Here is an 18,911-nt window from a genome sequence, read left to right as displayed (position 1 = left end):
ATGCGTTTTAAAGCCGTCAAAGTAAAAAAAATCGCTAAAACAGGGATCGTTGAATTTTACACCGTAATTGCAAAGCCAAAGGGAAAAGCGCCAAGTTACTGCAAAGATAGCAGTGGCATTCTTAAATTTAGTAGTCATAAAGCCGCAAAGGATGAGGCTAAACGACTGACTAATGCATATAAGTGAACTTAAAAATGAAATTAAAGCTTTTAGAAGAATTGAAAAACACATCAGCTGAAGCGCCGTTAAATTTTACCTTTGCGGGGGTGCAGTTCAAATTCACAGCGAAGATTAAAATTGTTGATGAACAAACGCTTGAAGAACTTACTGGCAAACAAAGCGCGAATGATAAGGAAATTGTTCGTGACTTACTTATTGGCTGGGATGAGTTTGTTGACGAAGGCAAACAAGTACCCTTTGCAACCGACACACTTGAAGAAATGCTTGCGTATCCAGGTTTAACCGCACGGTTAAGTGTTGAGTGTATTAACGCGCAATACCGTGTACAGGAAAAAAACTAAACGATGTTGCTAGGTGGTTTGTGGGCGACCTAGCAACACAAAGCCAAACATTAGATGACGACGAAGCCCATTTTGGCGCACCAATAAAGGAAGCGCCTAAAAACGACAAAGACGACACATTATTTGTATTGCCGGCTAATCACGTTGCAGTAATCGCTATAACCACCGCATCGAGTCAATGGCAGTTAGATAATAACGGGGTTGAGTTTGCCCTTGATTATGCCAGGGCTGATATTGCATGGCGCTATGCAAACATAACACTAACCCCACCCGACTTTGACAAAGTACAAACCCTTGAGCGCACCATAATTGGATTAATAAGGCGACCTGATGAGCAACAACTTGAATTTGGCGTTACGCTTAAGTTATGACGGCAAAGCTGTTACTGCAGGTGCTCGCCAGAACGTAAACGAACTAAACCGAATTAACCAGGCTGTACATCGCCAAAGTGCAGCTAACCAACAATTAGGTGTAAGCCAAGCAGCGGTGATGCGCCAACAAGGCGCGATGACACGCCAGCTCGGTTTAATGAATACGGCTTACGGCCAATTAGGTGCAACGCTCACTACCCTTGTTAGTATTGGTACCGCGACGATGTTTGTACGTGATACCGGTGCTGCACAACTTCTCGATACCCGCCTAAAGGGCTTAACAAGCTCAGTGCGTGAATATGAAAAGGTGCAAGCCTATTTATTTGAAACGTCTGACCGACTGAATACCAGTTACACCACCCTCGCCGATTCATACAGTAAAATATTAACCCTGCAAGATGCAGGTGTTGTTACCCAAGAGCAAGGCATTGCAATACTTGAAGGTATGGCGAATGCAGCCGCTAAAACAGGTGCTAGTAATGTACAACTAGGCCAAAGCTTGTTTGGTATGACACAAGGTATGACTGCGGGTGTGTTACGTGCTGAAGAGCTAAATCAAGTCACTGAGCCAATGCCTGGCTTATTACAAAAACTCGATAAAGCAGCAGGTAAAGCCGCTGGCGGTTTTAGACAAATGGTGAACGATGGCCAAGTAACAAGCCAAATGTTCAAAAACTATTTGATCAAAGCGCTAGAAGATTATTCCGGTGCAGCTGAAGCGACTGAAGGCAAGATAAACGCAAGCTTTGCTGAAATGGGCAATGAATACCAGCGTTTAATACGTAAATATGAAGAGCCAGTTAACTTTGCTGTTACCAGTGTTGTAAGCAGTATAACTGACACGATGGCTTATTTGCGCGACAACGAAGAGGTTCTAGACGACTTAGTATTTGCAACAGGCGCGTTAGCAACAGTTCTAGCTGGGCGTTTAGTGTCAAGCTTGGCTGCAAGTGCGCAAGGGTACATTGCAAATGTAGCCGCAAAAAACCAAGCAATACTTGCTGATGCTGCCCTGGCTAAACAAGCCAAAGTAAATGCGATTGCTGAGCGGGAACGTGCGTTATATGAAAATGCAGCGGCAAAACGCCAACTAGCAGCTGCATCAACTGCAGGTACACGTGCAGCGGCCATTACACGTTTAGCAGCAACGAACAATAGAGCTGCCGCCTCTGAAGCGAACCTTACTGCAGCGACTAATGCCTATACTGTAGCGGCGACTAGAGCAACGATTGCATCACGAGGGTTAAATGTTGCCATGGGTTTTTTAGGTGGCCCTGTCGGTGTGATCATGACCGCTGGCCTTGCCCTTGCCTACTTTGCTAGTCAAAGTGACACATCAAGCGTAGCCGCTAAAAAGCTTGAAACAAACCTTTATGATCTTTCTACTGCTTTTGACACACTTGCCAATAAAAAAGCAACTACACAGCTGCGTAATAATCAAAATGAAATCAGTAAATACAGTAAAAATATTGAAGATGCCTATAGTAAAATTGCTGATTTAAAAGCGCAACAAGACCAAGCACCTACTGGGCGTGCTGCATCGGCCTATAGCCGTCAAATTAGAAGTTTAGAATCGTACATTGATAAGCAAACAGAGTTACGCGCTAAGTTAATGGACACGGCCACTGAGATTGCTAACTTTGAAAAGAACTTAAGCGAGATTAAGTGGACCGCACCTAAGTCTGACCAACCTGAATCTGCATCTGAATTACCAGAGAATATAAAACGGTTACAAGAGCGCTTAGCGGGTGAGGAAGCAAGGCTAAAGATCAGTTACGACAAACAGCGCCAAATGGTGATCACTGCCCGTGAAAACGATGTAGCTAATAAAGCAAAATACGATGCCATTCTTAAACAGTTAGACACAAAGTACTCTGACGATGTAAAGGCTTTAGTAGAAAAGCGTGAAGCTGAAAAAATTCGTATTCAAAACCAAGCGGAAGAAAAACGTAAAAATGACTTACGCAGAGATCTAGAGAATCGTATAGCGATTATTAAAGGGTTCGCTGATAGAGAGCAACTAGCGGCCTATAATAATGAGCTACGTGTTGAGCAAGCAAAGCAACAAGCACGAGTTGATGCAAAACGCCGCGCTACTTTAGGTTTGGCTGCTAACGATGAAAGTGGCGAACTAGAATACAACGCTGATAATCAAATTCGTGATCTCGAACGTCAAACTGAATTAAATGCAGCTGCCGGCTATTATTCTCAGCGTGAAGCTGATGAGGCTGCACACCAAGAGCGTTTATTTCAAATTAAGAACCGCTATGCCGGTGCCTTACAAAGTAACATTGTTGCCTTTGCTAACTTTGAAAAACAAACTGAAGCAGACAAAGCACAAGCAATTGTTGGTTTAGGTGCTGCAACATTCAAAACCATGGCAAGCCAAAGCAAAACGGCGTTTAAAACATATAAAGCGTTTGCTATAGCACAAGCTATTATCAATACTTATCAAAGTGCCACCGCTGCATTTAACTCACTTGCAGGTATTCCTATTGTGGGCCCTGTGCTAGGTGGTGTCGCTGCAGCTGCTGCAGTCGGTCTAGGTTTACAGCAAGTTAGGCAAATTAAAAATCAACAGCCTGCAGGTATTGCGCACGGTGGTTTAGATTACGTACCTAATGAATCAACCTATGTGTTACAACGTGGTGAGCGTGTACTAAGTCCTAAACAAAACATTGAAATTAGCCAAATGGCGCGCCGCTATAACGCAGGAACTGCTGCAGCCAATGATTCAGTTAGTCGTGGTGTTACGTTAAATATAACAAACCAAATTAACGTAAAAGGCTCAGCAAATGAACAAAGTGCTCAGCTTATTGGCCAAGACATTGCGCGTGAAGTGGTAGGTGTTGTAGTAGCGAACATTCAAAGTAATGGGGCTATTATTCGCTCAATACGTGGCGCTGCTTAGTTGTTAAGTGATTGAGATTCGTGTAAAAAGGAATTTTTAAGCGAGGGAACGGTAATGGGTATTTTAATTTATATATTTGTATTGGTGACCATACTTTTAAGTGTTTTATGTTATTTCTTTGATCAGTTTAGTTTTAATCTAGATACCCCTATAGAAAACTGGGTTAATACTGCCACTTACTTTAATGGAATCCTAACGCCCCCGCTATTGGCTATTACGTCTGTCTTGATTTATCTCACTTGGGAAACAAGTAAAAAAGAGCTGAAAGCGACAAATTCAGTGTTGGAGTTAGAAAAAGCTATAAAAATAATTGCAGCAATGTTAGATGCTACAAATAAATCACTCGATAGAAGTATTTCAATTAAGCAAAAGAATGATGCCTTTGAACGTTTACTAAAGAACTCAAATAAAAATGAAAAAATGCCTCTGTACGAGATTCTTAAAGAGGAAAGAATAGATCCTAAAAAAGGAAAGTATCGCTTTTTTTGTATTTTAAATGATTTCACACACATGGAATGCATAACAAAATTTGGAAAACCAGACTTTATACCTCAAACTACTTTAACGGGTAAAACTGACAATGATTTAGTCTTTGATTTATTCAAGCACGAATTGATGAATCAGTATTTCATGGATCTGCCAAAAAGCGATATGGCTAGGCCAATAATTAGATTCATAGATATTATGGATTTTATACAAAAATATAATAAAAAACCTGAAATAAAAAGTACCCTTATTGATTTGTTTTTGCTATCTATCGACGATATGATTCTTAAGCTTTTATCAGAGTGCCCAATAATTCGAAGACACTCCATTTTTAAAATAATAAAAGACCACTAGTCTACGATGTAAACCCCTTTCCAGCCGAAAGCTAATCCCCTAAATTTTATACTCGTTACCAGTGTTTTACTTAAAGCCTGGTAACGATGACAGTCCCACTTCCCTTACCCAAACGCCCTAAACGCTCTAACTTTAAGTTAGTGCCGAATAGCCAAATTCATTTGAACAAAGCCAATAACGCCACTGAGGTGTATGACCTTGAGGGTGCTTATTGGGAGTTTGAAATTGAATTAGCCAATGTACCTGAGCGTGAAGCGTTGGCCCTTGATGCATTTATTGCAAGCCTGCGCGGCCAAGTGGGTACCTTTACCCTATTTGATTACCGTCGCGAGCAACTTGATAAAGACTTTACTGGGTTTGTGCGTGGTGAAAACCAAGACGGTAACATTCTAAATATTGATGGTTTGCCGCTAAACCAAACTTTGTTGGTTGCTGGCGAACGTATGCAAGTGGGCGTTGGCCAAAATACAGAACTAAAAATTTTAACTGGCGATTTGGTTAGTGATTCACTTGGCCGTGCCACCGTCGTGTTTGAATCACCCATGCGTAAAATCCCTGCTGATAATACCTTAATCACCTTTAAACAGCCGAGTGGTTTGTTTCGCCTTGCGGATAACAACCAGGGCATAGATAGCGCTGAATACAAAAAAGGCATTGTCACCAGTTGGAAGATTAAAGGACGGGAGGCGTTTTAATGGAGTCGTTAAACGCTGGGTTACTTGCTGATTTAGCCAATAGTGGCCGCGCCCGTTACTTTGTTCGCCTGGCATTTAAAAGTGGTGATGTATTGCTGCATACAGGTGTGGGTGAACGCCGCTTTAAAAACTTAACCTGGCATGGCTTAGGCATGCTGGGCACTGTAAGTGAAATACCAGCCAACGATAAAAACGACAGCGCCCGTATTCGCTTAACCCTTCACACACAAGACACTGCCGTACTTGCTGAAGTCGCTGAAAACGACCCTATTGGCCACACCTGCGAAATCTACCTTGTTACCGTGGATGAACATTACCGCGTAAGCCAAAGTCAGCTGCTTGAAAGTGGCTACATTGTGGCGTGTGATGTAGAGCGCGGCGCTGTATCACAAGTGCAATTAAGTGTGGCAGGTGAAAGTGAGCGCTGGAAAGAATCACGCTTACACCAGCGTTGGAATGATGCCACACAACGCGCTCTTTATCCTGATGATGCCTTTTTCAGTGAGCAAGCCACGGCCACCAAGCAAAACTTACCAGACACCCAACCAGGTAACTTTATAGGGAAACGTAAAAATGAACGTCACCGCTAAACTCGCCGCCTTTATAAACCAACGTAATTGCATGCCGTTTCAGTGGGGCAAAAATGATTGCTGCCTACTCGTGGCAGATTGGGTTTGCTTTGCGACAGACCAAGACGTTGCTGCAGATTTTAGAGGTAAATATCGCTCTGAGAATGGTGCATTTAAACAACTCTTTAAACGTGGTTTAAACGATGTTCAAAGTGTCTTTAAAGACCGTTTAAACCCTGAAATCCCCGTCGCGTATGCGCGCCGTGGTGATTGCGCCCTTGTTGAATTTAACGGTGAACTTGTTGGCGGAATTGTGACGGTTAATGCCGTTGTATGTGTTGGCGAAAATGGGCTTGTGACTAAACCTATGAGCTGCGTAAAAGCGGTTTACCCATTGGAGCCGCGCAATGTCTAAAGTTGTCGATACTGTAGTAGACACAGGGGGCGATTTATTCGGCATTGGTCGTAGTATCTATGATAAGACCGTGGGCGCACTGTGGGACTCGCTCACCCCTGATGTTCCTGAAGAGGACTTAGCCACGCTTGCTAAGGGCTTACAAAAAGGCATAGACCAACCGCGCCGCATTACCTTTGGCCGTGACCGTGTCGGTGGGGTTATTGCTCATCAAGCTGAAGTTGAGCGCGATAAAAAGAAATTTGTTCAAATGGTGGTGCTAATAAATGGTGCCCCAATTGATGCCCTCGAAGAAATCTACATTGCTGATAAGCCGCTTACTGAATACCCAAGCGAGAGCTGGGACTATGAGTTAAGTGATGGCCGCCATACAACCGCGAACAGTAAAGCAGTGGCTAAAATGGCAGGCTGGACAGCGGCACACATTGGGTATGGCCAAGCACACATTTTTGTTGAGTTTGAAAATAACCGTGAAGTCTTTCCGGATGGTATTAGCGATACTGAGTTTTTAATTCGCGGTGCCCGGGTGTGGGACCCTCGCGATACAAATCAAAAACCTGATGATGAAACCACGTGGCTTTGGTCTCAAAATGCGGTGTTATGTGCCCTGCACTATGTACGCTTTTACGGTGCGCATGAAGTCCCTTTTGAGCGCTTACCGCTTGAGTGGTGGATTGCCGCCATTAACGTATGCGATGAAGAGGCCGAGTTTACTGATAAAGACGGCAATATCACCACTGAACCGCGTTATACAACCAATGGCAGTTTTACCTTTACCACGAAACCCCTTGATGTATTAAACCAACTTGAAGCCTGTTTTGCGGGTAAGATTTTTAGGCAAATGGGCCAATGGTATGTGCGTGTCGGTGCCTGGTATGGCAACCCGACATACACCATTAATGCAGATGATGTTCACGGCAACATTAAGATTAAATGGCATGCGGATTTACGCGACCGTGCCAACGTTGTTCGCGCTACATTTACCGACCCCGAACAAAACTACGAGCGTACAGATGCGCCACCTGTGATATCAACTGCATACCAAGAGCGTGATAACCAGGTATTAGAAAAATCAATTACCCTGCCTTTTGTTAGAAGCAGCACGACAGCACAGCGCTTAGCCACTATACACCTTGAGCAAACACGCTTAGGTGAAATTGAATTACCCCTTAAGCACAAAGGTTTGGCTGCTGCAGTCGGTAGAACCGTTTACTTAAACTTACCTGGTGAATCGATTTCCAATAAAATCTATCGTGTAACAGAGCGCCGTTTTCGTTTAGATGGCGGCGTTACTTTAATGTGCATTGAAGATGGCCCAGGCTTATGGGGTGATAACTTAATACCAGGCGCACAAGATTTAACCCCAAACAGTGATTATTTGGTGGGCCGTCCACAGCCTATTTTTGATGTACGGGTAACAATTGATGGCGATGGAAACGGCATTGTAAAATGGAACCACCCTACACCGCTTGCTGTGCATGAATACGATGTTGAGTTTATTAATACATCATCAACAGAGCCTGTATTTAAAACAACGGTAACGTACACACAAGTCACTATCCCTAAACTCGCCCTTGGGGAGTACACCGCACGTATTAGCGCTAGAAATATTTTTGGCCAACGCTCTGACACAGTCGGTGTGCAGTTTAGCGTGCTTACCCCATCGATACCGGTTGTGCACGTACTGGCTGATTACAATCAAATCACCCTAACTGCCGAGCTTGCTGCAGCAGGCATTGGTACCCAGTTTGAATGGGAGTTCTTAGGGACAACTGCACAGCCGCAATCGGGTGAACGTGTTTTAGCACAAATTTATAACCGCATTGGTTTGAAGAGCGAAACAGAATACAACTTTAGAGTACGCAGTGTAAATCACCTAGGTTCTTCCGCGTGGGTGGATGTATCGGCCACCACAACGACAGTCGACTTAACTGAGTATATCAACGAGCTTCCCCTTACCCGTTTAAGCCAAGAAGCACAAAATTTAATTAATGACATTAACCAGCAAGTCGACCGTTTACGCCCTGAAACAGAGAATAACTTACCATCGTTAATCGCGAAGAACATAGATGCTATTACGGGCCTTGCAGAAAAAGTACAGGTTATAGATGCAGAGAACCCGAACAACTTACAACAGCAACTAGCCGACTCAAATAGCAAAATAAGTGATTTAGAGCGTGTCACTGAAGTACTGGATGCAACAAAGAACAACAGCCTACCAGCGCTAATAAAAATTAATCAAATCGCCATTGAAAGCCAGCGCCTTGAGCAGCAGGACTTAGGCTTAACGCTCATCGATGTATCGAGCGCTTATACAAACTGGCGTAACGAATACGAACGCAGAGCGTTTAATAATGAGCGTTTAATCGATGCGGCTGTGTATGTTGATCCAGATACTGGCACCATCGTTAATCGTGCATATGCCTACACAGATGAAAGCTTTGAAAGCGCCCAGCTGCTTATCGAGGGTGCAGAAAGTAAAATTACGCTCAATGCAAAGCAAATAGCGCAATCACAAAACCGTATTACGCAAGCCGAAGCAACGTTAGTTATTCAAGCAGCCCAAATCAATCAACGGGCGACTTTCGCGCAAGTTGAGGGCCAAATAGCCGGTGCCCTTGCAGCATTACAGCCTGCCTACAGCTGGCAATTTAATACAGGTGTTGAAGGCTTTACTGGCACGGATAGCCATCACGCACAAGGCTATATCGTGGCCACAAACCAAGTTGTTTCACCGGCTATTAGCTTTGATGCTGGTGAGAATCCAATGTTTCGATTTCGTGTTAGAAAACATGTCGGAGCAACATGGAAAGGTAATATTAAGTTCAATAGTGGAACCTCAACCCTTCACTTACCGGAACCAACGTCTGACGATTGGGAAATTTTAACCCTTGATGCAACGGGCACAAGTGGTTACACAGGCACCATTACCAGCTTAGAGTTTGATTTAGGCCCGTGTGATATCGACTTTATAGAAGTGGGTAAACGTGGCGCGAATGATTTAGCACTTGCTGATATTACAGCTCGCACAACAACACTTGAAAATGATATCAATGCTCGCACCGGTATCATGGCCCAGTACGCAACAACGGCTTGGGTCAATGCGCTTGGCTTTCAAACGCAAAGTAACGTTCAAGCGTTAATAGACTCGTTTAATACGCAATACAGTATTAGTGCGTTGCTGCAAGAGTTTGATGATAACAACACTATTTTAAAAGCCAATGCCGCCCAAACGTGGATTGATGGCGCTAACGCCACAATTCGAGACCAAGTAACCAGCATATTAAATAGCGAAAATGGTGTTAACCAACGTATAGGCGCAGCTGAACAAACGCTTGATGCCATTAAAGGTGAAATAAGCCAAAGTGTTAGCCAAATCAGCGGCCTTGAGCTTGATGTTAAAAACCAAGGCTTAGCAGATATCATCCAAGCGTATAACCAATTACAGCAAGATAAAGATTTAGCTGAGCAAGGCTATAGCTTAGCTGTTGCTAATGAAAAGCTGACTGCTGTTACAAACGATGTAGCCTCTATTTCATCGCAACAATTAGAGCTTGTTAGTGCTTTTGCACAAAACCAAGCTTATTTAACAAGCTTAAACCAAGCTTTTGCTAATGAGCGCTCAGCACGTAGTAGTACCGAGCGTGAACTAAGAGCTGAAATTATACGCGAAGGTGAACGCTCAGTTGCCCAAGCGAATGAGCGCTTAGAGGCAGTTGTCGGTTACTGCGTAGATGCAAACGGCAACCGCGTCGATGAAGTGGATGCGCTTGCCTGTATTGCAGCGGGCCATGAGTGGATTGATGGCCCATTGGTGCAGTTAATTAACGACTACACCACGGCTTTTGTTAATAGCAAAGGCTATCAAACAGCTGCGAACGTACAGCAATTTATCAGCACGTTTGACGGCCAATACAGCATAACAGCAACTATCCAGCAGATTAACGAAGAGGGAATAATTACCGCTGCGAAGAATGCTCAGCAATGGATTAACGCTTCTGAGGGCACGATTAATAATCTGATCACGCAGTTCGTGAATAGTCCAGATGGGATTAATGAGTCTATTGCCTATGCAGAAGAACAAATTCGAGCCAATGCTGATGATTTAGAGACTGAAGTCCAAGCTCGCCAGCAATTAAGTGCGCGGATGGGAGAAGCTGAAGCTGATCTAGTTTCTTTAGATGAAGCCATTATTAATGAGCAGCAAGCCCGTGCAAGCATGGGTTCTCAGTTACGTATTGAGTTTCAAACCCAAGATTTAGCCATGCTTGCCACAGCCAATGAGTTTACTCGCGCGGTTACTGGTTATTGTGTTGATGCTCAGGGTAATAGAGTTGATGAAGATGATGCCGTAGCCTGTGAGGCCGCAGGTCATACTTGGATTGATGGGCCAGCGGTTCAAAGAGCTGTAGAAATTGGTGCTGCTTGGGTTACGCTGCAAGGCTTCCAAACTCAAAGTAATGTACAGCAATCACTGAATACCTTTGATGCTACATACAAAGTTAGCGCTACCCTTCAGCAATTTTCAGACAATGACACACTCCAAAAAGCAAACAACGCTCAGCAATTTATTAACGGTGCCGAGTCTTATATTGCACAGCGTATTACGGCATACAATGCCCAAGAAGGCGGAGTTAATGCTAAATTCTCAGATGTAAACGAGCGATTAGATGCCGCCGAGGGCGCGGTAACAACTAGTATCGTGCAAATCCAAGGCTTGGAGCAATCGCAGCAAGCAAGCGACTTAAACGCTGTGATAGCTGCGTATAATGACTTAATTCGTGACAACGAACTTGCAGAGCTTGATGTTAAAGCAGCGCTTGCAAACGAAAAGCTGCAAGCCCAAACAACGGACTTAGAAAGTCTTTCTCAGCAGCAACTTGAGCTTGCGTCTCTTTTCAATGATAGCAAAGCAATTATTACCAGCTTAAATCAAGCTGTATCGAGCCAATATCAATCGAGTGTAATACGCGACCAACGTTATCAAGCAACGTTTGAAAATGTGAGTGCCCGTTTTAGTGATGTTACAACGGCGATAGCGACGCTTGATGAAGCTAACACTGTACGTGATGAAGAATTTGAATCCTTTGTTGCTGACACAATAGCGCAATTTGATGAAGTAACCGAAACCTTTGCAAGTCAAGAGCAAGCTTATACCGAGTTACAACAAACGCTAACAGCAAAAATCGACGAAGACACTGAAGCCGCTAGAAGTGCCGCCGTATCAACAGCACAAGAGTACACTCGTACAGCAGTTGGTTACTGTGTAAATGCTGAGGGCCAAATAACCAATGAAAATGACGCGGTGCAATGTGTTGCCGATGGTGGCTCTTGGGTGAATGGCCCTCTCGCTGAGTTTATTGCCAACATGCAAATAAGTGACGGTGAGAACAGCGCAAGCATTAAACAACTACGCCAATTGTTTACCACTGTAGACGGCAAACTGGTTGCGCGTGGTGGTTGGACGCTCGATAACAATGGCCGTGTTGTAGGCATTGCGGGTTATAACGATGGCGAAGTGGGCAACCTTGATTTGGTAGGTGATGTGATCCGCCAAGGCGTTATGGTTAACGGTATCTTTGTCCCCACCTCATACGTCGATAATTCAGATCCCGAGAAGCCCGTACATATATTTAAAGGTCGCTTAGAGCTTGGTGATGGCCACACCGTAAACAGCTTAGAAGATATCAAGGCACAAGATGGTAAAGACGGTGATGACGGCATAACTACCTATACATGGCTAAAATATGCGGATAGTGCCAACGGTTCGGGCCTTAGTAACTCACCCACAAACAAAGAATATATTGGCTTTGCTTATAATAAAACTACAGCTACAGAGTCAACAAACCCCGCCGATTATATTTGGTCAAAAATAAAAGGTGAAGATGGCGTAAATGGTACTGACGGTGTCCCGGGTGCAAAAGGAGATGACGGGCAAACAACTTACACATGGATTGCATACAGCGACAATGCTAGCGGTTCAGGGATGTACCAAACCCCAAACAGTAACACTAAGTACATAGGTATAGCAGTAAATAAGATCACGCCTACGGAGTCAGACAACCCAGTTGATTATACGTGGTCATTATTTAAAGGGGCTGATGGTACAGACGGAAATCGCGGCTCTATCACTGTAGAGGTAGCAACGTCATCAGGAGCATGGTCAGATGCAACAGCAAATGCAAGTGTTCCAGGGGCACCTGTTGAGCATGACCGTGTCATGATTTACAAATCAACTGACCCAGCTATTCAAACAACAAAGCGATTTAATGGTAGTTCATGGGTAAGCTACACACTGCGAGTGCACGGCAGTGCGCTGATTGACGATACATTAGATGCAAAAGTTATTAGAGCTGGAACTAAACTTTCATCCCCCAAAATTATAGGTGGTGAGTTTGCAGTTACGGACCCGAGCTCAGATTATTTGGACATTGTTGGTCGATCTACTCCATTTGGCCCAAGCGGCGACCTCATATCGTGGTATGGACCAAAAATTAATGGTGTTACATGGAACTCATCAACACAAGAACCTATTTACTCAGGTATGAGTAAGAGTAATGCCGTTAGCTATAAAACCAACAGTGGCGGCTTTTATTTCGGGGGGACTTTTCAAGCCGGTACCTTATCAATATCTAGACAATCAACCAGTACATCCGGCGCTCTCAGGGTTTCAACTGACCCCTTCACAATACCCGGTGGCACAACATCAATCACTATTGCTGCAAGTGTTTCCGCGCAAGGTAGCGGTTCAGGTGGGGGCACATGCCCTGTAAGCCCATACAAGCCTCACGCAATAATAGATATAGAAAGGCTGGTAGGTGGGTCTTGGCAATCAATCGCGGGAAATAATGCTCAAGGCACAGCTAAGTGCACACAAGAAGGCCCTGAAATGCTACTGGATGTTTCTGCAGGAGTATCTGCAAATACAAGCCTATCAGTAAGTTCGGGGCAATCAATACAGCTCAGAGCTGTAGCTAGTACCGTTGCATTTCCTTACGACGAAGCTGGGGTGACAGTATTTGGGTCTAGGTCAGTATCTATCGTAGTAACGGGCAGTAACTAAATAATTTAATAAACGAGGACTAAACAATGGCAGCATTCACAGCCAGTCAAGCAAGCGTGACCAATGGCTCAAAAGTGGTTCAAATCAACAGTGGCGAGAGTGTCGCTAACGTAAGCAGCGGTGACTTTCTCGTACTCGCTGGGTTTATCGTTGAGATTAACCGCGCTTATGTGGGCTCTGACAGTAAAGGCTATTTTGAGCTTGTTAAAAACTGGTCAAACAGCAATCAATCAAACCAAGAGTGTATTGTAGTTCCAACAACGGGCGAATTTAAAAAAGCTGTTGAAGCGCTATCAAATGCAAACGTGTTAGTTAACGATAATTTTAAAGCACTGCAAGATTGGCAAACTAAAATGGGCACTGTCACGTTTAGTAATCAAGACGGCACAACGACAACAGTTAAAACCCTCAAGCAGATTGAAGCCGATAACCAAGCTCAGATGGACGCATATCACCCCCACCCGTGGGCAATGCGTAAAGTTGAATTTGAAGCAATGCGCGCTGCGAATAATGAAAAGTTTGCTGCAAGTGGGTTTTTTCATTTAGGTAAAAACTACGATGTTCCTGATGCTATTGAATCTATAGGTGAGGGTCTTTATATCTATAAGAACGGTTATGTAGGCTATGAAAATTCAATATATTTAGGCGCACACGGTGATAAGAAATCAGGGATATCTAAGAAAGATACTGCACATATACATATAGCTGGTGTGTTAACGGATATTTTTGAATTAAGCATAAGGAATGCTCAATTATCATCAAAGATAAAACTACCACCTGCGGAGGATGGAACTCGTACTTACGACAGCGGAACGGGCATTTCAGTCTCACATGCCACCCCAGCGATAGCATTTGCAGCAGAAACAGCAACCAATAAGGTTGTTACAGACAGAGAAGATGTGTGGGGTATTTATCAAGAGGTACGAGAGATAAATGAGGAATACCCGTTTGTATATAAAAATGGATTACCGCAGAGTTTGGCATCCGATATTTATGGCGTTCCCACAGTATCAAATAATGTTCAGGGTATCGAATATTTTGCACAGTATGATGGCGACATATCAAGCCGAGGGAGAGGAGTCAACTGGCTAACAGCTACAGAAGAAGAAAGACGAACAATCGCGTCTAATCCAAAAAATAAAATTAAGTTCGATGACCAGACGGGTAAATTTTATCAAACGCATAATTTTGCAATTACATTCAGAGGTATCGGCAATGGTAGCTGGCAATTTGTTGATGTCCAAAACACTGCCACTTTAAGATTTGACTTGAAAACACCTGTGACTAATAGCGATGGAAGCTATTTTACAGGCTATAACAATGCTAAATATAACAAAGAGTGCATAGGTGTTTATCAGAAAGTTAAAGGAAATGACTTGGTAGAAGATAGCTACCTGTTACTCTGCGGCACTGTCAATCGCAGAAACACGGGGTTATATCATGACTCATTCAATAAGCTAGGCACAGCGAAAGCAATTGATGATAAAGAATGGCATAACACAGCTCAATCATTTACATCAAAAGCCGATTGTTTCGACCCTGCTAAAGTTCTCGCTAATTCAGGCTCTATTGCAAGCAGTAAAAGTGGTGCGCCTGATGGGCGATATTACGATGCAATCTACGCAAGTGGCCAAGGTGGTGTCTGTCGTGATATGCGTTACTCTTCTTGGGGATTAAAACAAGAGGATTTTGCAGATGCAGATTTAGCTATTAAAGCAGGTGGTTATAGAGGAAGGGAATATTTAACAATAACTAGAGCAGAAGACCTTGGCAACCTCTTAACTTCGGGTTCTTGGTCTAATGGAGAAAAGCGGGTTATATTTTATCAAGGAAATCTATTGTTTGATACTCAAGAGTCTCAAACTTACAATGTTGAAGGATATATAATCTCAAAAGTAGATCGCACTATCAGAAAGGTACTTCAAGTTGGGTACTCATCAGGGAGCGACAGAACTGGGATTTATTTAGATGGCCCTTTATCAGATGCATGGACTGATGAGTCGTATTTGATCTTTTCAATTGCAACAAGTTCATCTGTTGCAGGGGAATACACCCACACAGAAGTAGTAGGTGATCCTGCAAATATTTTACTTTGTGATGATTTAAAAGATGGCTGGGTTGGGAGTTGGAACCCTACAATACCAGACGGTGTAAAAGCTTTTAATACTTTTACAGCAACTAAGCCATCTGTAGATACTACACTATCGCGCACCATTACAACTGACAACGGGGCAACTTGGTCAGATGTAGAGAGTGATTTCTCTTTAATTACAAATTCAATGACAGCAAGTTCTGCAATGGCGAGTGGCAGGGTTGAGGTTTGGAACTACACTGTTAAAGCTAGAAGCACAAAACCCGTAGGAAATACTAAAATATTAGGCGGAATAGTTGGTCTAGGTAGTGTTTTTGCATCTATGGATGCAGGGATTAAAAATGCAAGATACCTCGCATTCTCATTAATTAGTAAAATTCTAACACACCCTGCTAATACATCTAATGTGGGGCAAGAAACCTTAACACTTCTTAGTTCATCCCTTTTACATTCACAAGGAATTTTGTGGGCTAGTAATAAAAGTACAGGTGAGAATAAACATACACCTTTAAGTTTAGGAATCCCGACAAATGCAGGGCCAGCATTCAAAGCTCTAGACTACAACGTAGTTGAAAATCAACAAGCTTTTATAAATTACGCATATACAGAGCTTACCTATGATGCTGTTGCCGGCGATTGGGGCGATGATAGCAAAATACACCCAGTAGATAACCAAGCAACAATGCTAGACGAAAATGGACACACTGTTTTAGTTGGCACCGCTCGTTGTGTTGAACCTTTAGGATGGCTTAAAAATGACAAGTAAACTCGACCCAATTCTAGATTTTATCGTCCTCGATGACGAACAAAACCCCGTAACTAATGAGCAAGGTTTACCGACCTTGCAACAAGGGCCAGTTGGCGCTAAGAACATTCCAGAGCTTATCGCCAAGGGCAAAGTTGAAAACCTAACGCAGTTTGCAGAGCTTGAAAGTAAAACCGAGCAATGGCAATGGGCAAAAGCCTATTACAACTACTTAGTTGAGCTTAACGAAGTCGAGCAATACAACGCCAACTTACCCGCGCCAGTAGCCAATGACGATGGCAGTATTACAGAGACAGAGCCTAAGCCACTACCCGTTGCACCAGAGCGTCCAGCGATAAGAACGGCAGATGAAGTACTCGAACCGTACAAAGTCACTATTTTTAAACTGCAGCGCCAAAGCCAAATTGACAATGCAGTAGTTGAAATATCAACGGGCAAAAAGTTTGATGCCGATGAGCAAAGCATTACACGTTTGGCTAACGCACTTATTAAGCACTGGCAGCTTGCCGATGATGACACTATCCCTTGGTCAACAGCGGACGTACCCACGGGCGTGATGGTTGACTGCACAAAAGCCGAAATTGTCGAAGCACATAGCAGGGCAACAGACCACTTTGCGACTGTTTGGAACATTGACTAACCAAGGGGCTTTATAGCCCCTTTTTATTGGAGAAAAATATGTTTAACGTGCTTAAAACTTTAAGAACCCTACTTTGCTACGTGCTTTGTGGTTTACTTTTCATCGTGCCATTCGTTGTGTTATCCCTAATCGCGTTGCTTGGCAGCAGTTGGGCCTTTAACAGCTTATACAGCATAGACATAACAATATGCAGTATTTGCCACGGTACAAAACTAGAATCAATCTCAGCAAGAAGTTACAGACTCAGAAATGACAAGAGATATTACTACCAAATGCGTTTTATAGACTTATTAGCAAAACCATTTGATGGAAAGGAACATTGTAGACGAGCATTTAAATGGGAAAGCAAAGTTATTAAATCGGTTTAAACCTTAGATCTTTAAAGCTCATTTAAACGCCGTTTAAAGAAGCTTTAAAGATACCAATCATTACACTCAAACAAATAAACGCAAGCCTATTTAACATAATTAAATAATTCTAAAATCTTACGTCTTTTTTTCTAAAAACAATCGGCGGCTTACATTAATATGGGTTTTCACTAATTTATAGCTTTTTATGAAATCCACATTTTTACTTTGTAAGTTTTCACAAAACTTACTTCATTCCAATAAGTCCACAATGGTGAATTTTTACAAACCTAGATTTTAAATGCCTTTCTTGTACGGCTTCACAAAAATATAAAAGCAATTTTTTTCACTGCCTGTAACCGTTATGGCTTTAAGTTCATTAAGTATGACTCGTTTCTACAACAAACTGTTCGTTATAACGAAAGCCATATAGATACCCTACAAGCTCAAATTGGATAGCTGTAAGATTTGGTTTAAGTAAGCTAGACGCTGAATATCATTGGTAATGACTTAATCAAAATGAGTGATCAGCATGCTTTAAAAGATATTGTTTTGAAGTACGGAAAAAAAACAGCATAAGAAAGTGCCGCTACTACAGCGGCACTCTTTCGAGTAAGATAAATAAAAAAATATAAGGAAATTTATGGGTAATTTATACGTTGAAGATACAGATCGTATTCATTGCGGATACTTAAAGAGTCTTACCTCATTTGAAAGTGAAGTTGAAAACCATACAAAATATAGAAAAGGTTTACTCTTACTTTCAGTTTTTTCGATTATTTATAATTTAGCAGGTATAAAACTTACAGGAACAAGTGTAGGTTTGATCAGTGGTTCAATTTCAACACCATCAGTATTGGTTTTCGCATTAATAGTCGCATTAATTTATCACCAAGTTTTATACATTCTTTTTGTCCTAAATAAGTATGAACGTTACCTACTGGACATTTTAAAGAAAGATATTCGCAGGGGTTTTTATACTTTCCTTGCAAAAAACTTGATAAGGACAAAGGTAACGAGCCACCTGCATTCAAAAAAACATTTAGGTGTGCTTCGTGTGACCGTTTGGGACACCAACTTTACTTACGATAATCAAGAGTTCGAAATTTATTGTAATCACTCCCCTAATGAACATTCAAAGAAGAAAGAAATAATAGAACACTTAAAAACTCTTGGCTATGACGTTAAGTTTAAAGATAAAGAGACAAGAGTTGTGGAAACTCATTCAGACTCTGAAATTATAAAATTAATTTGGTACTACAAAGCTTCAAAAGATGATGAAGTATTTCTAGGGAAATATCTAAAACACATTAGGCTAAATAACCTCACGGTATTTATAGAATATAGAGTTCCTTTGTATTTATCACTTATCGCTTTATCAACTTTCTCCCTTAAGTCTGATTACATTATGGATAAGCTACATATTTTAAATAATTATTTATTTTAAATAAAAAGCCCACTGCAATAGCGGGCTTTTTTGGACTTGTACCCTCAAAAATTTACACCTACTTTAAAGCTTCTGACAACGCACTAACCAATTCATCATCAAGTTTATTTTCTGACTTGCTTGCTAAGTGCTTAGCTGTAGCTAAACAGGCACGTTTTATAAATGCTTCGGTCAGTAATTTAGCTGCTAAATATTTACCAATTGTCGCTAACATAATTTATCCTGAAGTTTCGT

At 42.4% G+C, this 18,911-nt stretch carries 13 protein-coding genes; 12 read left to right on the top strand and 1 reads right to left on the bottom strand.

Annotated features, from left to right (window positions below):
- The 12 genes from JIG37_RS13680 to JIG37_RS13625 all read left to right on the top strand — a co-directional run bounded on the left by JIG37_RS13680 (position 1) and on the right by JIG37_RS13625 (position 18,677).
- Complete coding sequence (locus JIG37_RS13680) at positions 1–186, top strand: hypothetical protein (RefSeq protein ID WP_199529588.1); 186 nt, start codon at positions 1–3, stop codon at positions 184–186.
- Positions 187–194: 8 nt separating this feature from the next.
- On the top strand, positions 195–521 hold the full coding sequence (locus JIG37_RS13675) for a hypothetical protein (protein ID WP_199529587.1): 327 nt from the start codon (positions 195–197) through the stop codon (positions 519–521).
- A gap of 20 nt (positions 522–541) precedes the next feature.
- Positions 542–892 carry a hypothetical protein gene (locus JIG37_RS13670; protein ID WP_199529586.1) on the top strand — a complete coding sequence of 117 codons (351 nt, stop codon included), beginning with the start codon at positions 542–544 and terminating at the stop codon, positions 890–892.
- The gene (locus JIG37_RS13665) at positions 852–3,803 is read left to right on the top strand and encodes a tape measure protein (protein ID WP_199529585.1); all 2,952 of its coding nucleotides are present in this window, start codon (positions 852–854) and stop codon (positions 3,801–3,803) included. Before JIG37_RS13670 ends, JIG37_RS13665 begins: the two co-directional genes overlap by 41 nt.
- A gap of 54 nt (positions 3,804–3,857) precedes the next feature.
- Positions 3,858–4,643, top strand: coding sequence for a hypothetical protein (locus JIG37_RS13660; protein ID WP_199529584.1), 786 nt, complete (start codon positions 3,858–3,860; stop codon positions 4,641–4,643).
- A gap of 86 nt (positions 4,644–4,729) precedes the next feature.
- The gene (locus JIG37_RS13655; RefSeq protein WP_206769747.1) at positions 4,730–5,338 is read left to right on the top strand and encodes a hypothetical protein; all 609 of its coding nucleotides are present in this window, start codon (positions 4,730–4,732) and stop codon (positions 5,336–5,338) included.
- Positions 5,338–5,928 (top strand): hypothetical protein, encoded by a 591-nt coding sequence (locus JIG37_RS13650; RefSeq protein ID WP_199529583.1) that lies wholly within the window; start codon positions 5,338–5,340, stop codon positions 5,926–5,928. Before JIG37_RS13655 ends, JIG37_RS13650 begins: the two co-directional genes overlap by 1 nt.
- Positions 5,912–6,322, top strand: a complete 411-nt coding sequence (locus tag JIG37_RS13645) for a hypothetical protein (protein ID WP_199529582.1) — start codon at positions 5,912–5,914, stop codon at positions 6,320–6,322. Before JIG37_RS13650 ends, JIG37_RS13645 begins: the two co-directional genes overlap by 17 nt.
- Positions 6,315–13,385: a hypothetical protein gene (locus tag JIG37_RS13640; RefSeq protein WP_199529581.1), complete on the top strand. Its 7,071-nt coding sequence runs from the start codon at positions 6,315–6,317 to the stop codon at positions 13,383–13,385. Before JIG37_RS13645 ends, JIG37_RS13640 begins: the two co-directional genes overlap by 8 nt.
- A gap of 26 nt (positions 13,386–13,411) precedes the next feature.
- Positions 13,412–16,243: a hypothetical protein gene (locus tag JIG37_RS13635; RefSeq protein ID WP_199529580.1), complete on the top strand. Its 2,832-nt coding sequence runs from the start codon at positions 13,412–13,414 to the stop codon at positions 16,241–16,243.
- The gene (locus JIG37_RS13630) at positions 16,233–16,883 is read left to right on the top strand and encodes a hypothetical protein (RefSeq protein ID WP_199529579.1); all 651 of its coding nucleotides are present in this window, start codon (positions 16,233–16,235) and stop codon (positions 16,881–16,883) included. Before JIG37_RS13635 ends, JIG37_RS13630 begins: the two co-directional genes overlap by 11 nt.
- 990 nt (positions 16,884–17,873) lie before the next feature.
- Positions 17,874–18,677: a hypothetical protein gene (locus tag JIG37_RS13625; protein WP_199529578.1), complete on the top strand. Its 804-nt coding sequence runs from the start codon at positions 17,874–17,876 to the stop codon at positions 18,675–18,677.
- Between the two features lie 58 nt (positions 18,678–18,735).
- Here the strand turns inward: JIG37_RS13625 and JIG37_RS13620 are convergent, their stop codons facing one another.
- Complete coding sequence (locus JIG37_RS13620) at positions 18,736–18,891, bottom strand: hypothetical protein (RefSeq protein WP_199529577.1); 156 nt, start codon at positions 18,889–18,891, stop codon at positions 18,736–18,738.
- Positions 18,892–18,911 lie beyond the last annotated feature (20 nt).

The organism is Pseudoalteromonas sp. bablab_jr010, assembly GCF_016464105.1.
Classification (GTDB): Bacteria; Pseudomonadota; Gammaproteobacteria; order Enterobacterales; family Alteromonadaceae; genus Pseudoalteromonas; species Pseudoalteromonas simplex.
The sequence above is the reverse complement of the archived record's forward strand: the minus strand, read 5'-3'. Positions and strand labels throughout refer to the sequence as shown.

What these genes read in the sequence shown, in the direction of transcription:
- JIG37_RS13680 (WP_199529588.1), top strand. Translation starts at nt 1, where the DNA reads ATGCGTTTTAAAGCCGTCAAAGTAAAAAAAATCGCTAAAACAGGGATC.
- JIG37_RS13675 (WP_199529587.1), top strand. Translation starts at nt 195, where the DNA reads ATGAAATTAAAGCTTTTAGAAGAATTGAAAAACACATCAGCTGAAGCG.
- JIG37_RS13665 (WP_199529585.1), top strand. Translation starts at nt 852, where the DNA reads ATGAGCAACAACTTGAATTTGGCGTTACGCTTAAGTTATGACGGCAAA.
- JIG37_RS13660 (WP_199529584.1), top strand. Translation starts at nt 3,858, where the DNA reads ATGGGTATTTTAATTTATATATTTGTATTGGTGACCATACTTTTAAGT.
- JIG37_RS13655 (WP_206769747.1), top strand. Translation starts at nt 4,730, where the DNA reads ATGACAGTCCCACTTCCCTTACCCAAACGCCCTAAACGCTCTAACTTT.
- JIG37_RS13650 (WP_199529583.1), top strand. Translation starts at nt 5,338, where the DNA reads ATGGAGTCGTTAAACGCTGGGTTACTTGCTGATTTAGCCAATAGTGGC.
- JIG37_RS13645 (WP_199529582.1), top strand. Translation starts at nt 5,912, where the DNA reads ATGAACGTCACCGCTAAACTCGCCGCCTTTATAAACCAACGTAATTGC.
- JIG37_RS13640 (WP_199529581.1), top strand. Translation starts at nt 6,315, where the DNA reads ATGTCTAAAGTTGTCGATACTGTAGTAGACACAGGGGGCGATTTATTC.
- JIG37_RS13635 (WP_199529580.1), top strand. Translation starts at nt 13,412, where the DNA reads ATGGCAGCATTCACAGCCAGTCAAGCAAGCGTGACCAATGGCTCAAAA.
- JIG37_RS13630 (WP_199529579.1), top strand. Translation starts at nt 16,233, where the DNA reads ATGACAAGTAAACTCGACCCAATTCTAGATTTTATCGTCCTCGATGAC.
- JIG37_RS13625 (WP_199529578.1), top strand. Translation starts at nt 17,874, where the DNA reads ATGGGTAATTTATACGTTGAAGATACAGATCGTATTCATTGCGGATAC.
- JIG37_RS13620 (WP_199529577.1), bottom strand. Translation starts at nt 18,891, where the DNA reads ATGTTAGCGACAATTGGTAAATATTTAGCAGCTAAATTACTGACCGAA.